This window comes from Novosphingobium sp. KA1, assembly GCF_017309955.1.
Lineage (GTDB): Bacteria > Pseudomonadota > Alphaproteobacteria > Sphingomonadales > Sphingomonadaceae > Novosphingobium.
In genome coordinates, this window is sequence record NZ_CP021249.1 from 1 (window position 1) to 15,136 (window position 15,136).

Annotated in this window: 10 protein-coding genes and 4 pseudogenes; 7 read left to right on the top strand and 7 right to left on the bottom strand. The window is 63.7% G+C overall.

Annotated elements, in window-relative coordinates; genetic code table 11:
- Positions 1-43 precede the first annotated feature (43 nt).
- From CA833_RS25500 to CA833_RS25520, 5 genes are all read left to right on the top strand, one after another.
- Positions 44-1,195: a Rieske 2Fe-2S domain-containing protein gene (locus CA833_RS25500; protein ID WP_011607919.1), complete on the top strand. Its 1,152-nt coding sequence runs from the start codon at positions 44-46 to the stop codon at positions 1,193-1,195.
- Entirely contained in the window at positions 1,192-1,473 is a 282-nt protein-coding gene (locus CA833_RS25505; protein WP_011607920.1) for a subunit of meta cleavage enzyme, read from the top strand. Before CA833_RS25500 ends, CA833_RS25505 begins: the two co-directional genes overlap by 4 nt.
- Positions 1,466-2,275: a subunit of meta cleavage enzyme gene (locus tag CA833_RS25510; protein WP_011607921.1), complete on the top strand. Its 810-nt coding sequence runs from the start codon at positions 1,466-1,468 to the stop codon at positions 2,273-2,275. Before CA833_RS25505 ends, CA833_RS25510 begins: the two co-directional genes overlap by 8 nt.
- 50 nt (positions 2,276-2,325) lie before the next feature.
- A complete protein-coding gene (locus CA833_RS25515; RefSeq protein ID WP_011607922.1) occupies positions 2,326-3,144 on the top strand; it encodes an alpha/beta fold hydrolase in 819 nt (272 codons plus the stop codon).
- 66 nt (positions 3,145-3,210) lie between these two features.
- Positions 3,211-3,528, top strand: a complete 318-nt coding sequence (locus CA833_RS25520; RefSeq protein WP_066713172.1) for a 2Fe-2S iron-sulfur cluster-binding protein — start codon at positions 3,211-3,213, stop codon at positions 3,526-3,528.
- A gap of 139 nt (positions 3,529-3,667) precedes the next feature.
- Here the strand turns inward: CA833_RS25520 and CA833_RS25525 are convergent, their stop codons facing one another.
- Together CA833_RS25525 and CA833_RS25530 are read right to left on the bottom strand one after the other, a co-directional pair.
- Positions 3,668-4,330: a GntR family transcriptional regulator gene (locus tag CA833_RS25525; protein ID WP_011607924.1), complete on the bottom strand. Its 663-nt coding sequence runs from the start codon at positions 4,328-4,330 to the stop codon at positions 3,668-3,670.
- Between the two features lie 140 nt (positions 4,331-4,470).
- A complete protein-coding gene (locus CA833_RS25530) occupies positions 4,471-5,040 on the bottom strand; it encodes a recombinase family protein (protein ID WP_011607925.1) in 570 nt (189 codons plus the stop codon).
- Between the two features lie 140 nt (positions 5,041-5,180).
- Between CA833_RS25530 and CA833_RS25535 the strand changes: the two are divergent.
- A pseudogene (locus CA833_RS25535) lies at positions 5,181-5,993 on the top strand (DUF4158 domain-containing protein); the annotation flags it as partial.
- A 56-nt stretch (positions 5,994-6,049) separates the two neighbouring features.
- Here the strand turns inward: CA833_RS25535 and CA833_RS25540 are convergent.
- The 5 genes and pseudogenes from CA833_RS25540 to CA833_RS25560 form a co-directional block, all read right to left on the bottom strand.
- Positions 6,050-6,595 (bottom strand): annotated as a pseudogene (locus CA833_RS25540) (helix-turn-helix domain-containing protein); the annotation flags it as partial.
- A gap of 36 nt (positions 6,596-6,631) precedes the next feature.
- Positions 6,632-7,758, bottom strand: a protein-coding gene (locus CA833_RS25545) for an IS3 family transposase (RefSeq protein ID WP_202981374.1) whose coding sequence is annotated in 2 segments (ribosomal slippage) — positions 6,632-7,527 and positions 7,527-7,758 — 1,128 coding nt in all. Because the reading frame shifts where the segments join, the coding sequence is not laid out codon by codon here.
- Positions 7,759-7,821: 63 nt separating this feature from the next.
- Positions 7,822-8,148 (bottom strand): annotated as a pseudogene (locus CA833_RS25550) (recombinase family protein); the annotation flags it as partial.
- A gap of 142 nt (positions 8,149-8,290) precedes the next feature.
- Positions 8,291-11,201 (bottom strand): annotated as a pseudogene (locus CA833_RS25555) (Tn3 family transposase).
- A 245-nt stretch (positions 11,202-11,446) separates the two neighbouring features.
- Positions 11,447-11,794, bottom strand: a complete 348-nt coding sequence (locus tag CA833_RS25560) for a recombinase family protein (RefSeq protein WP_011607933.1) — start codon at positions 11,792-11,794, stop codon at positions 11,447-11,449.
- 138 nt (positions 11,795-11,932) lie between these two features.
- Between CA833_RS25560 and CA833_RS25565 the strand changes: the two genes are divergently transcribed.
- Positions 11,933-14,890, top strand: coding sequence for a Tn3 family transposase (locus CA833_RS25565; protein ID WP_255535897.1), 2,958 nt, complete (start codon positions 11,933-11,935; stop codon positions 14,888-14,890).
- The last annotated feature ends 246 nt before the right edge of the window (positions 14,891-15,136 follow it).

Sequence of the window (15,136 nt, forward strand, 5' to 3'; positions counted from 1 at the left end):
ACATGATTGCTAACATTTCCGTCAACAACACAGGAGAGCGACCATGCAGACGGCAAGCGTCCCGGCGGGAATCGCCGAACGGCGGACACGCGCCTGGGCACCGTACATCGACGCCAAGCTCGGCTTCCGTAACCACTGGTATCCCGTCCGCCTGTCCGCTGAGGTCGCCGAGGCGAGCCCGGTGCCGGTCCAGCTGCTGGGCGAGAAGGTGCTGCTCAACCGGGTCGACGGCGTCGTCCACGCCATCGCCGACCGCTGCCTGCACCGAGGCGTGACCCTGTCGGACAAGGTCGAGTGCTACTCCAAGGCCACGATCTCCTGCTGGTATCACGGCTGGACCTACCGCTGGGACAACGGGAAGCTCGTCGACATCCTCACCAACCCGACGAGCGTCCAGATCGGTCGGCACGCGCTCAAGACCTACCCGGTGCGCGAGGAGAAGGGGCTGGTCTTCCTGTTCGTCGGCGATCAGGAACCGCACGACCTGGCGGAGGACGTGCCCCCGGGCTTCCTCGATGCCGACCTGGCCGTCCACGGGCAGCACCGGGTGGTCGACGCCAACTGGCGCATGGGTGTCGAGAATGGCTTCGACGCGGGCCACGTCTTCATCCACAAGTCGTCCATCCTGCTCGACGGGAACGATATCGCGCTCCCGCTGGGCTTCGCGCCCGGCGATCCCGAACAGCTGACGCGGTCGGTCACCGGCGAGGGGGCGCCCAAGGGCGTGTTCGACCTCCTCGGCGAGCACAGCGTGCCGATCTTCGAGGCGACGATCGAGGGCCAGCCGGCGATCCAAGGTCACATGGGCAGCAAGATGGTCGCGATCAGCATCTCGGTCTGGCTGCCCGGCGTGCTGAAGGTCGACCCGTTCCCCGACCCCACGCTCACCCAGTTCGAGTGGTACGTGCCGATCGACGAGGGGCACCACCTCTACCTCCAGATGCTCGGCCGCCGAGTCGGCTCGGAGGAGGAGGCGCGGTCGTTCGAGGCCGAGTTCCGCGAGAAGTGGGTCGAGCTTGCGCTGAACGGGTTCAACGACGACGACATCCTCGCGCGCCGGTCGATGGAGCCGTTCTACGCCGACGACCGCGGCTGGCGCGAGGAGGTGCTGTTCGAGTCGGACCGCGCGATCATCGAGTGGCGGCGGCTCGCCAGCCAGTACAACCGCGGCATCCAGACGAGGGACGTCCGATGACCGGCGTCGACAGCTACCGGGTGAACCAGCTCGTCCAGGAGCTGTTCGCGGACCCGGCCAACCTGGAGGCGTTCGCGAACGACCGCGAAGCGCTCTACGACCGCTACGGCCTGTCGCGCGAACAGCGGGCGGCGATCGACGCCGGCGGGCAGGAGGCCCTGACCGGGGCGGGTCTCCACCCGGTGCTCCAGATGCACCACTTCATGGCGACGAACCCGGCCGCGCCCGACTTCGTGTCGATCAAGGCCTACCGCGGACTGGTGAAGGGTCATGGCTGAGCTCGTCGGCGCCTTCGCGACATCCCACGTCCTTTTCGGCTCGCCCGTGGGCGACGACCAGGCGCTGCGCGTCGTGGACGGGATGAACGAGATCGGACGGCGCGTGCGCGCGCTTGATCCCGACCTCCTCGTCGTGGTCGGATCCGACCACCTCTTCAACATCACGACCAAGCTGCAGCCGCCGTTCACCGTCGGCGTCTCGGATACCTTCACACCCTTCGGGGACATGGACATCGAACGCCGGCCGTTCCCCGGGCACCGCGCGTTCGCCCAGGCCCTCTGCCGCCGCGCGGCCGACAGCTTCGACCTGGCACAGGCGGAAGAGCTTCGCCCGGACCACGGCGTCATGGTGCCCCTGATGTTTGTCAACCCCGAAGGCACGACGCCCGTGGTGCCGCTGCTGGTCAACACGAACATGGATCCGGCGCCGTCGCCCGCGCGCTGCGCGGCGCTCGGCGAGGTCGTGGCGCGGACCGTGGCCGAGGACCTGCCGGCCGAAGTCCGCGTAGTGGCGCTGGCGACCGGTGGCCTCAGCCACTGGATCAACCTACCCCGCCACGGCGAGGTCAACGCGGCGTTCGACGAGCGCGTCATCGAGGCCCTCGCCTCTGGTGACCTCGGCGACCTGTCCGGCATGGGCGTGCCCGAGCTGCTCGACCAGGCGGGCAACGGCGGCCTCGAGATCGTGAACTGGATCATGGTGGCGGCGATGGCGGCCGGCCGCGGCTGGCGCGGCGAGCGGATCTACTACGAGCCGATGCCGCAGTGGATGACGGGGATGGGCGGCATGGCGTTCCGCTAGCCGCGCGGCGTCCGGCTCGGGCGCGAGGCCAACGAGGATTGGAGGTTCTGATGCAGACGGTTCAGGAGGCCGGCCGGCGGGCCGACGCCGGCGGGATAGACACGTTCTACCTCGAGGAGGGGGCCGGACCCCCGATCGTGCTCATCCACGGCGGCGGTGCCGGCGCGGACAGCTGGGGCAACTGGCGCAACGTCATCCCCCACCTCTCGAGTGATCGCCGGGTGATCGCGGTCGACATGGTCGGCTTCGGCCACACCGCCAAGCCGAACGGCGACTTCGTCTACTCGCAGCCGGCGCGCGTGCGGCACATGATCGCGTTCCTGGACGCGCTCGACGTCGGTCCGGCGACGCTGGTGGGCAACTCCATGGGCGGCGCGACGGCGATCGGCGTCGCGGTCGAGCGTCCCGATCTCGTCTCCAAGCTCATCCTCATGGGGAGCGCCGGCCTGGTCACGCGCATCGATCCCGCGCTGGCACCGATCCTGAAGTACGACTTCACGCGCGAAGGCATGGTGCGGCTCGTGCGGGCGCTGACGACCGACAGCTTCCGAATCGACGACGAGATGATCGACTACCGATACGAACTCTCCGTCCAGGACGACACGCGGCGCGCATACTCCGCCACGATGGCGTGGATCGCCGAGCAGGGCGGCCTCTTCTGGGAGGAGGACTACATCCGCCGGATCAGCGTGCCCACGCTGGTCGTGAACGGCAAGTGCGACAAGGTCGTGCCGGTCGGCCAGGCGTATCGCTTCCTGGAGCTCATCGACAACAGCTGGGGCTACCTGATCCCGGACTGCGGGCACTGGGCGATGATCGAGCACCCCGACGACTTCGCGCGCATCACGAGGAGCTTCGCCGATGCGTGACGGTCCGCCCCCGTGCCGCCGTGCGGCCGGCCGGCACGCCCCGCGAGGCTGATCGTGTCGGAGACCATCCGGCTCCGCTTCGTGGCTGCAGACGGCGCGGCGAGGGAGGTCGACGTGCCGCCGACGGGTTCGCTGATGGAGGCGGCGGTCCGCAACGGCGTCGACGGCATCGTTGCGCAGTGCGGGGGCGCCTGCGCCTGCGCGACATGCCACGTCATTGTCCCGGTGGACTGGTTCTCCAGGCTGCCCCCGCCCGACGAGGCCGAGACCGACATGCTCGAGTGCGTGGAGGAGCCGCGGCCGACTTCGCGCCTGTCGTGCCAGATCCGCCTCTCCGCTGCGCTCGACGGACTCGCCGTGAACCTGCCCGCCAGTCAGCTCTGAGGCCGGGCTCGGAGGGCCCCGAGCCGCCCGCCGCGCCGTCGGGATCCCTGGTCGGGATGCTCCCGTCGTCCGATCGGGCGGGTGGAGTGGGCGAGGGCGGGTTCCCCGCCGGCCGCGGCGCGTCCCCGCCGACGCGCCGTCAGGCGATGGACGAGGACGGCAGCTGGTCCGACAGCGCGGCCGTGTGGCGCACGTGGGCGCGCATCGCCTCCTCCGCGCGTTCGGGCTCGCCCGCGACGATCGCCTCGAGGATGGCGATGTGCTCGTCGCGCGAGGAGCGCCACACCGCCGGGGAGACGATCCGGAAGAACACCAAGCGCATGTCGGGCAGGTCCAGCAGTCCGAGCACCCGGCCGAGCGTGACCGCGTCGGCGGCCTCGACGATGGACCGGTGCAGCCTCTCGTTCGCCTGTATCAGGACCTGCGGGTTCTGGTCCGTGTCGCGTTCGCGCTCCTCGCGGAGGAGTTCGTGCATCACGTCGGACGGGCCACGCGTCGCCACGTTGGCGGCCGCCCGCCTCGCCGCGAGTCCCTCCAGGAGCTCGCGCACCTCGAAGATCTCGAGCAGCATCGCTCTCGAGGCGCGCGAGACCACGGCGCCCTTGTTGCGCTCGAGGGTGACGAGGCCATCGACGGAGAGGAGACGCAGCGCCTCGCGGACCGGGCCGCGGCCCAGCTGGAGCAGCCGCGCAAGATCGCCCTCCACGAGGCGGTGGCCCGGGGCGAACTCGCCGTTCCGCACCCCCTCCCTGATGAGGTCGGCGGCGCGCTGCGCGAGAGATTGATCCGATCGGGCCCCCAAGTCTTCTCCTTCCCAACTATCCCGCCGGGTTCCGGCCGGCTCGATCTCGGGTTATCAGAGGGCATAGCGTGGAAAGTACGCTAAACAACGCTAAGCGAGAACGCATGGCGAACGCTCGATGCGAACGGACGGGCGCTTAATCAGGCGGGCCGTTCGATTCCCATCCTACGCATTTCGCGATAAATGGTCGATCGGCCGATGCCGAGTTGCCGCGCTGCTTCGGTAGGCGAGATACGAGCTTCGACCAGCTTGATGGCCGCATCCACTTTGGACATGTCCAGCGGCTGACGGCCAGGCTGTTTGCCCTTAGCACGGGCGGCGGCAATACCATCTCTGGTTCGCTCAGAAATCAGCCGTCGCTCAAAATGGGCGATGGCCCCAAACACATGGAAGATGAGCTCGCCGGCAGCTGACGAAGTGTCGATCTTTTCTTCAAGGCTCAGGAGCGCGATGCCCTGACCGCGTAGCGTCTCAACCGTGGTGAGAAGTTCGGCAAGCGAGCGCCCAAGCCGATCGAGGCGGACCACCGCCAGCGTGTCACCCTTGCGGGCATAGGCGATTAGCTCAGCCAGACCGGGCCGTTCCATGCTCTTACCTGAAATGACATCGGTGAAGATTTTGATGGCGCCAGCCTTCTCCAGACGCATGGTCTGGCCCGCAACGTCCTGATCGCCGGTGCTGACGCGGGCATAGCCCAGAATATCACCCATGCCGCACGTCTCCCAAACGGTCGTTCTGTGGACGATCTGAAGGGCGATCGCTTCGCCCCATCCATATCCGTCCACATACTATGTCTCTTTACTCATGGCTGTCCATAGGCCCAGATGACCTTTTGTGGACGGGAATCGGAATGACGAAGCGTAAGCATCAACTCCTGACCGAGAGCGAACGCGATCAGATCCTCGCCATCCCGAGCGAGCGCGACCATCTAGCCCGGCTCTACACCTTCGAGCCTTCGGACATCGAGATCATCGGCGCACGACGGGAGCGACGGAACCAGTTGGGTGTCGCGCTGCAACTCGCGCTCTTGCGGCACCCGGGCATCACACTGGCGCAGTTGATACAGGACAAGGGAGCGATACCCCATGATCTCGCCGCCTTCGTCGCGGAACAACTTGGTCTACACGTAACCGACCTGGCCAACTATGCAGCGCGGGATCAGACGATGACGGACCATGCCCGCGAGCTGGCGATGCGAGCGGGCCTTCGTGGACCAACCCGCGCCGACATTCCCTTCATGATCGAAGCGGCCGCGAAAACGGCATGGGCGACCGACAAGGGGATGACGATAGCGATCGGCGTTGTCACCGCCCTTCGCGAGGCCCGGATTCTACTGCCGTCCATCTCCACCATCGAACGCGCCAGTAGTGCGGGACGCGCGCGTGCCCGCAAGCAGGCTGCCTACGCCCTGATCGCTGATCTTAGCGCCGAACAGGTCCACGCCCTCGACCAGGTCTTTGACGACGCCGGCGGCATGAGCCAACTCGCTTCGCTCAAGACCATTCCCGTTGCGGCCAGGCCCGATCACATCCGCCAGATTCTCGACCGCCTGCGGCAAGTGCGGAAGATCGGCATCTCCCCGGACGTGGCTGGCCGCATCCATGCCGACCGATTTCGGCAATATGTCAGGGAAGGCCGCGCTTCGCCTGCCTATATGGCCCAGTCGGCCCGAAGCTGCGATTTTGGCCATGTTGAAGAACAAAGATTGAACATGGCGATCTACCAGGCTCGCTCTTGTCCTCCAATCTCGTAAACATCGGTCTCGATCGAGCACCTGTAGCTCTCTGCGATGTTGAACATCTCTGTCTGGAGAGATGCGATCTCATCATCGAGGCTGACGCCATCGGCACCCTGATCATAGGCGACGGTCAGCGTGTAATCGCAGTTCCCGGTCTTTTGCATCTGGTAATCCCGCTCCAGCATCGCCTCAATGCGCTCGCGAGCGGGCTTTCTGCCACGACCATGCTTGTTGAAGTTCTCGATGGTCAGATGCAGGGCGATGGTGACAGAAGGCGGCTTTTCCGGCAGCCCGATCCTTGAAGGAATGACGTCAAGCGCCCGATAGACGGTCATTCTTGAGATCTTGAGGTCGCGCGCGACGCTGGCCTTGCTCGCGCCGGCGGTGATCCGGCGTCGGATTTCATCGTCATCGATGTTTTTCTTCCGGCCTTTGTAGACGCCTTCGGCGCGCGCCGCCTCGATCCCGGCGCGCTGCCGGTCCTTGATGAACGTCAGTTCCATGTCCGCGACCATGCCCAGAATGGTGGACTTGTAACGGTTTTGCGCCGGTCCCCTATCTCATTATGCCACCTTGGCCTCAAAGGCGAGTGGGCTGATCCCGCCCAGATATGAATGGCGCCGCCGTGAGTTGTAGAAGCCATTGATGTACTGAAAGATGGCGGCCTCTGCTTGCCGCCGGGTTGGCCAGCTCTGCCGCCAGATCATTTCCGCCTTCAGGGATTTGAAGAATGTCTCGACGGCGGAGTTGTCGTAACAATTGCCTTTGCCGCTCATGGATGGACGCAGGCCGTAGGCCTGCAGCTTCTTTTGGTAGTCATAGGAGCAATATTGGCTGCCGCGATCGGAATGAAAAATGCAGCCATGCGGCGGATTGCGCAGGCGCACCGCCATATCCAATGCCCGGATGGCCAGATCCTTCTTCATCCTATCGCTGACAGCCCAGCCAACGACACGGCGGCTGTGCAGGTCGAGGATGACGGCAAGGTAGAGCCAGCCTTCCGATGTCCAGACATAGGTGATGTCGCCAGCCCATTTGCAATTTGGCGCATCGGCGGCAAAGTCGCCATCCAACCAGTTCGCTGCGACACCCAGGCGATGGTGGCTGTCCGTCGTCACCTTGTGTTTGCGTGTGCGGACCGGCTTGATCCCGTTGATCCGCATGAGGCGGCCGACCCGACGCTCACCAACATCAAGGCCCGCCTCCTTGAGTTCCATCGTCATCCTCGGACGACCGTAGCTGCCAAGGCTCAGGCTATATTGTTCCCGAATATGGGCCAGCACCCTCATGTCTGTCCGCTCCCGATGACTTACTGGACGCGAGCGCCAGGAACGATAACCGCGCTCGCTCACCTGAAGGACACGGCACATCAGCTCCACCGGCCACCGATGCCGCCAGCTGTGCACAAAGGCGAACCTCACGGCCTTTGGCTCGCGAAGAACTGAGTCGCCTTTTTTAGGATTTCCCTCTCCTCCCGAAGCACGCGGTTCTCAAGGCGAAGCCGTTCATTCTCTCGTGCCAGATCTGCCTGCGGCGCTGCCACCAGGTCCGATGGACGATAATGCGAAACCCATTTGTTCAGCGTCGACTTGCCGACACCCAAATCTGACGCGACGCGTCCGCGCGACAACCCGCTGGTCAGCGCAATGCGCACAGCCTCCTGCTTGAACTCTTCACTATGCTTCATCATCTCGTCGGTCTCCTTGAACGAGCCTTAAACTCTCAAGTGACCGGCACAAAACCGTTACAAGTCCATGGTGATCACCATCCGCCCCATGCTTCCGGCCGTCGTCACCTCCGGCTCAAGCACCCGCAATGAGGCTCCCTTCTGGTCGAGTTCATGAACCAGATTGAGAACATCGCGTGTGGAGCGACCGAGCCGATCGAGACGCAGGACGACGAGTTCGTCATCGGCGCGCAGGAACTGCATGATCGTCTCAAGCTCCGTGCGTCCAGTGCGCGATGCGCCCGAGCCTGTTTCGGAGCGGAGGATTTCACAGCCCGCTGCCTTCAACCGGGCAACCTGGATGTCGAGATCCTGGTCGATGGTGCTGACGCGGGCGTAGCCGACGCGGGTCATGGGCAAATCCGTCACATTAGGGTGGCTTTGCCCTCGTACAGTAACATTGGTGACGGAACCACCCTTTTGTGACATGTCGTATATGTCACTTCCGATCGTCACGTTCGGGTGCACCCAAATGGTGCGAGCGGAAAGGCCCCGGTCAGGCAGCAAGCCGCCCAAAATCGATCCGGCTATTCAGATCGAGGTCGAAGCGGCCATAAGGATTGACGTGGCTGTAAATCAGCGGTGTGAGGCCGCGATAATCATCCGGCGTCATCCGGCCCGTCCATTTCGGTTCCACCAGCACGCTCTGAAGCATTCGGGTGTTCACATAGACAAGCGACGCTTGCAGCAAATGTAGCGCCAGGACCGAGAGCTGCTGCTCATCGATGCGGTTAGTGGCGATCTCGCCGCCCTTGCCGAAGAAAACGAACCCATTGGCACTGTTCCAGTTTTCAACGACATTCAGGCCTTCATGAATTTCGCGGCGGAAGGACTCCTCGCGCAGATACCGGCACAGGAAGATCGTCTTGACCGCGCGGCCCAGCTCACTCAACGCCTTGTAGGTCGGGTGCATCACCTCGGAGCGGCTAAACCGGCGCAGGATCGCCTCCGGGTCGGCGGTTTTTGTCTGCATCGCGGCTGCATATTTGACCATCTCGTCATATTGCTGCTCGATCTCATCCCAGTTGATCGGACTGGAGAGGATCGGCTGCAAGTGGGGAAGCCGCGTTCGCATGCCGACATCGGGAAGAGCCAGCTTCTGGCGAGCGATCGCTTTCAGGCGGGGTGCAAGCTCAAATCCGAGAAGCCGGCAAAATGCAAAGCCAACCGCGCTTTGGCCATGACTATCAACATATTGTCGCTGGATTTCCATGTCGGTGCAATGGCGCAGCACGCCCTCGATCATGGAGGCGACCTCGGAGGAAGAGCAGCGCTTGAGCTGGGAATAGACGCATGTCGCGCGTCGTTCGACATGCCAGTAGATCATGACGCCCCGTCCACCATAAACGCGCATGCCATTCCGTCATCAGGTTGCGATCCCAGGCTCCGAACTTTGTGGAATCTGACGCACAGGCCGTGCCGGCGTCCCCCCAGACTGCAGCATTGCGGATTGCCAGGGTCGCATTCGCAACCCTGGCACACGCCTCCTTGAGCGCCGCGGCATGAACGAAGCGGCGATGGACATGCAGCAGCTCTTCATAGCTGACATCGGGGGTGGCGCCGGCGATCCGCTTGAGCCCGGCATTCGTTCCCAGGCCGTAGAGGCATAGCAGGAGACGTTGATCCAGCGCGGTTTTCGGCAGTGCAACACGCGAGGCCGATGTTTCGAACGCTTCGAGAAGTCCCGTATCAAGGGCAGCCTCCTTCAGTACGTCGAGCAGCCCGGTCATCGGCCAGCGTTGGCCGATCTCGGTCTTGATCGAGGCGAGACCCCTGGGTTCGGGCAAGGGTTTGAACGGGGTGAGAGATATACGGTTCTCGCCGCGCCACAGCAGCCGAACCTTGTCGTTCCGGGGAATATTGGCATTGAGGAGCAACAGTTCCTGAGCAAGCTCTTCCCGGATGGCGCTTGAAAATGCACGCGCATCCGCCGTCAGGTTCAATCCTGTGTAATATGCTTCTCGCCGCGCATCGAAGTCCTTGGGAAGATCGTCATCGGGATTGCGGTATCGGTCCGCCCCGACAACCCAGATTTCCTTAGAACGGATGCGATCGCGCAGTTGCGCGAGGACACAAAGCTCATAACTGATCCGGTTTACGCGCCCCTCTTCATCAATGACGGAACTGCGCCATCTCGCCGGAATGACCTCGTCGACCGGCACTGCGTGCGGCGGCACGTAGCGGCATCCATCATCCACTTTGCTTCTGATCCAGTCCAGGGCCGCCAGCACCGGACGCCACACGGCGTTGTTCGACCGGAACTCCAGTGCCGAAAGCAGGCTTGGCAGCATACGGCGATAATGATTGGCCCATGACCTCCGCATCACCTTGTAGATCCGCCGATCCAAGGCGCCCTTTGCCTGGCTTTCCTTGATGATCGCCGCCAGTTTGTCCTTGCCGGCGATTGGGAAAATGACATCGCAGATGCGCCCGGATGGATCGTCGATCGAAGCGCTGGCAATCTCGACCAGGAGTCGCTCCTTGCCATAGACCCGCTCGATGTCTTTCGCGATATCGCCCACCACCTTGCGTTTCGAGCGCGATCCGATCTTATGGACCGTCTCGATCAGCAGGTCGACCATCGCATCCGTAAGCTGAGCTTCCCGCGCCATCAGATAAACGGCATAGAGCCCGAGCTGGCGCGCCGGTACATGCCGGCGCATCTCCGAGGCTTTCTCGCCGGCAACCCGGCGAACGATCTGATCGACCCATGCCTTGCCCGTGACCGATAGGAAATCTCGGGGAAGAGCAAGCCGTTGGATAAAGGCGAGTTTGGCGGTCACGCCAAGAATGTTTTCGAGCGTCGCCTGACCTGCATCCCCCTTCATCGTGTTGAAGCCGGTCGGGCCATCGGGATCGGCGAGCGAGGCTTCCAGCAAGGCGACCGCATCCGGCGCAAGCCGATCGCGGACTCGGGCCAACAGGGCCTCCAGATAGAGGTGTCGTTGCGAACGGACGAGGCGTTCCAGCTCCTTGCGCGACGGCCCATAGATACGGCGGTCGCGGCACCACAGGAAAACATGCTCGAGCATGGCATTGATCGGCTGCCCGCCCGCACAAAGATCGTCGGAAATCCACCTCGACAACGCCCTGCGATCCGTCTGCGTCATACGGCGGAACCCGAGATGCCGCAAAATCTCCGCGCAATGCCGGCGGGCGGTGCGCCCGGAAAAATCATAGTGGTTCACGGATTTGGCATCGAGACCAAGTTGCTCCGCCAGATACAAGACACCGTCGGAGGGTATCGACGCATGATCCGGCACAAAGAAGCCATGCCCGGCGAAAAATCTAAGCTGAACCGCCAATCCCAGTCGTGCCGTCTCCGCTTTGCCGGTCACGAACGCGATGTCCGAAAAACTCAGGCTCCAGGAGCCGATCAGATCCCCACTCGAAACGCCAAGGCTCATAACGCCGCTCCCTTATCGGAGCGGAACGTCGTTCCTCGCATGGGCGATCGTCAACAACAACCAGCCCGTTCCCGACGTGTTCTCCAAGATGACCAAAATCGCAGCTTCGGGCCGACTGGGCCGTATAGGTGAGATCGCCACCGAACTCGACTTCGCCGCCGGCAACCGACCAAGGCGTGATCCATTGAGGGGTGACTACACGAAAGTGAGTTTTACGTACGCTAAGGGCGAGCAAACGGGGAACATCAGGTTTGGTTGTTCGCGGTGGTCTGTTCGAGCGCCTTGTAGAGGGCGGTCTTTCCAATCTTTAGGCGCGCAGCGGCCTCGCGCACGGTTAGACCTGCCGCGATGTGCGGCTGCGCCTTACTTAGTTTGTCGGGTGTGACGACGGGGCGACGACCGCCCTTGCTGCCTCGCTCGCGCGCGGCGCACAGGCCTGCCTGGGTGCGCTCGCGGATCAGGTCGCCTTCGAACTGCGCGCGCGAGCCGAAGATGTTGAAGACACGTTCGCACCCCGCCCGCTCCAATGCATCGTGCTGGAGCGAAAGCTTCTGGTCGGGGGTAGAGACCCGCGCATAGCCGATCAGCGCCATGAGCTGCTCGATAGTGTCCGTTTTACCATCATCATGTGATCTTGTCCGAATCGCCATCGAAGGTCCAGAGTTGACGGACACAATCCGGGTGGCCGTTCAACGGACGTCTTACGGACAGCGACATGGAGGGGTTCGCCCTTGGCCAGAAGACACCTGCTGACCCGCGAGATGCTTGCTGAGCATTTTGATCCCTCGCTTGATGAACGTGAGATTGCGCGCCACTTCACCTTGACCCGCGACGACCTCGAATTGATCGCATCCCGGCGAGGCGACGCCACCCGTCTCGGCTATGCCATGCTGCTCCTGTATCTCCGCTGGCCCGGGCGCGTGCTGGAAGCTGGCGAAGCACCACCCATGCCTATTCTGGCGTTCGTGGCCCGTCAGTTGAATGTTTCGCCGGCGGCATGGCGCGACTATGCCCGGCGCGACGAGACGCGGCGCACGCACCTTGCCGACCTGTCGCGACGCTTCGGTCATGGCGCTTTTGGCCGTGCGGATTTTCACACGTTGGTCGCTTTCGCCATGCCGATCGCGCAGACCGTCACCCAGCCCTCCCGGCTTGCCGGCATCATCATGGACGAAATGCGGCGCCGGCGATTGCTGCTGCCGCCGGTGACGATCATCGAGGCGATCGTGCGGCGAGCGCGGCAGCAGGCCGGGGATATGATCCATGACGTGCTCGCGGGGGATCTCGGCGAACCCGAACGCACACGGCTCGACGCCCTGTTGTCGCGGCGCGACGACAAGAGCGCGACCTGGCTCTCATGGCTGCGCAACCCACCCTTGTCGCCTGCGCCACGCAATATCCTGCGCCTGATCGAACGGCTCGACCATGTTCGTACATTGGGAATTGCGGCCTCGCGTGCCGCGACGATCCCGCAGGCGGCGTTCGATCGGATCGCAGACGAAGCGGCGCGTATCACGCCGCAGCATCTTGCGGAACTTCCCGACAAGCGCCGCCATGCGATCCTTGCCGCTGCCGGCATCCGACTTGAGGAAAGCCTGACCGATGCGGTTCTCACGATGATGGACAAGTTCCTGGGGAGCATGATGCGCCGGGCCGAGAACCGGACCAAAGAAAAGGCCATCGGTACGATCCGTTCGCTTCAGGCGCAGCTTCGCCTGATCACCGGCTCATGCCGGACCTTACTCGACGCGCGGGCGCGGGGCGTCGATTCTCTTGCTGCCATCGGTTCAATCGACTGGGAAAGGCTGGGAACGGCGGTCGTGAACGCCGAGCTACTGATCGCGCCGGAAACGATCGACCGCACGGCCGAACTGATCGAGCGACAGCGCTCGCTGCGCTCCGTGATCGGGCCGTTCCTCAACGCTTTCGAGTTTCGCGGTGCCGGCGCGGTGCAAGGGCTGCTCGATGCTGCCCGCCTCGTGGCCGATATTTATCGCACCGGACGCCGCCGCTTCCCCGACAAACCGCCGCTTCGCTTCGTGCCACCGTCATGGCGGCCGTTCGTGCTGCGCGACGGTGAGGTCGTCCGCGCGGCCTATGAGCTGTGCGTGCTGACCCAACTGCGTGACCGATTGCGCGGTGGGGACATATGGGTGGCAGAAAGTCGCCAGTATCGCGCCTTCGACAGCTACCTTCTGCCGCCTGCCACCTTCGAAGCGATGCGCGCGCGAGGACCGCTGCCGCTGGCGATCGAGACCGATTTCGATAAATTCATCGCTGGACGCCGTGCCAGCCTCGACACCGCACTCGAGCGAGTGACGATCCTCGCCCGGCAGGGAGAGCTGCCCCAGGTGCGCCTTGACGGCAACGGCCTCGTTATATCCCCGCTCAAGGCGATCACACCGCCCGATGCAGAAGATATGCGCCGCGTCGCCTATGATCGACTGCCGCGCGTGAAGATCACCGATCTCCTGCTTGAGGTCGATAGCTGGACCGGCTTTTCCGAATGCTTCACCCATCGCCGCTCGGGTCGCGTGGCGGATGATCGAAACGCGCTCCTGACAGTGATCCTGGCCGACGGCATCAATCTCGGGCTGACTCGCATGGCCGAGACCTGTCAGGGCGCGACCCTGCGCCAGCTCGCCCATCTCCACGACTGGCACATCAGTGAAGCCGCCTATGGCGAGGCCTTGGGACGGTTGATCGACGTCCACCGCACCGTGCCGCTGTCCGCGCTGTGGGGCGACGGCACCACCTCTTCGAGCGACGGCCAGCTCTTCCATTCGGGCGGGCGCGGCGCCTCGATCGGCGACATCAATGCCCGTAACGGCAATGAGCCGGGTGTCAGCTTCTACACCCATGTGTCAGACCAATATGATCCGTTCGCGAGCCGCGTGATCGCTGCGACCGCCGGTGAGGCTCCCTATGTCCTTGACGGGCTGCTTTACCATGCCACTGGCCTGTCGATCGAGGAGCATTACACCGATACAGGCGGCGCCTCCGATCATGTGTTCGGCCTCATGCCCTTCTTCGGCTACCGCTTCGCGCCCCGCTTGCGCGACCTGAAGGACCGGCGCCTGCATCTTTTGCCCGGGCAGGAAGCGGGGCCGCTGCTGGCCGGCATGACCGGAGATGCGGTCGCCATCGGGCATGTCGCCGACCATTGGGACGAACTGCTGCGCCTCACCACCTCGATCCGCAGCGGCACCACCACCGCTTCGGCTATACTACGCAGACTGTCCGCCTATCCGCGCCAGAACGGACTGGCTCTGGCCCTGCGCGAGGTCGGACGGGTCGAGCGTTCGATCTTTATGCTCGACTGGCTGCGCGATCTCGACCTGCGCCGTCGCACCCAGGCTGGGCTTAACAAGGGCGAGGCCCGCAACGCGCTTGCCCGCGCGCTCTTCTTCAACCAGCTCGGCGAATTGCGCGACCGGCGGTTCGAGAACCAGGCCTATCGCGCCTCCGGCCTCAATCTGCTCGTGGCCGCCATCATCCTGTGGAACACCCGCTATCTCGAACAGGCGGTCGGCACGCTGTCGATCCCAGGAAACATTGCTCGCCATATCGCCCCTCTGGGATGGGAGCATATCTCGCTCACCGGCGACTATCGCTGGAATGTTGAAAGCCGCCCCGATCCCGGAAAGCTTCGCCCGCTGCGCACGCCTTCATCGCTCCTGGCCGCATAATGCCAGCAGTAGCGTTCGCTAAAGGTTCTCCCTTAGCGTACGTAAAATTCACTTTCGTGTCGTCAGCCCTCATAGCCGAATGCACGGCCTTGCGGGCGGGGATAGAGAAAAGTGAACAGATACAAGGTCAGGGCTCTCCGATTATAGTTGATCGCGCAGTGTACGGATCAGGCGGTAGCTTTCAACCGCGCATCCAGCAGGCCATGCAATTTGCACGGGACCTTTCCCGGCCGCCATCACCCCCGC

Coding starts and splice junctions, on each gene's coding strand:
- CA833_RS25510 (WP_011607921.1), top strand. CDS start 1,466: ATGGCTGAGCTCGTCGGCGCCTTCGCGACATCCCACGTCCTTTTCGGC.
- CA833_RS25515 (WP_011607922.1), top strand. CDS start 2,326: ATGCAGACGGTTCAGGAGGCCGGCCGGCGGGCCGACGCCGGCGGGATA.
- CA833_RS25560 (WP_011607933.1), bottom strand. CDS start 11,794: ATGGCGCTGATCGGCTATGCGCGGGTCTCTACCCCCGACCAGAAGCTT.
- CA833_RS25500 (WP_011607919.1), top strand. CDS start 44: ATGCAGACGGCAAGCGTCCCGGCGGGAATCGCCGAACGGCGGACACGC.
- CA833_RS25505 (WP_011607920.1), top strand. CDS start 1,192: ATGACCGGCGTCGACAGCTACCGGGTGAACCAGCTCGTCCAGGAGCTG.
- CA833_RS25530 (WP_011607925.1), bottom strand. CDS start 5,040: ATGGGTGATATTCTGGGCTATGCCCGCGTCAGCACCGGCGATCAGGAC.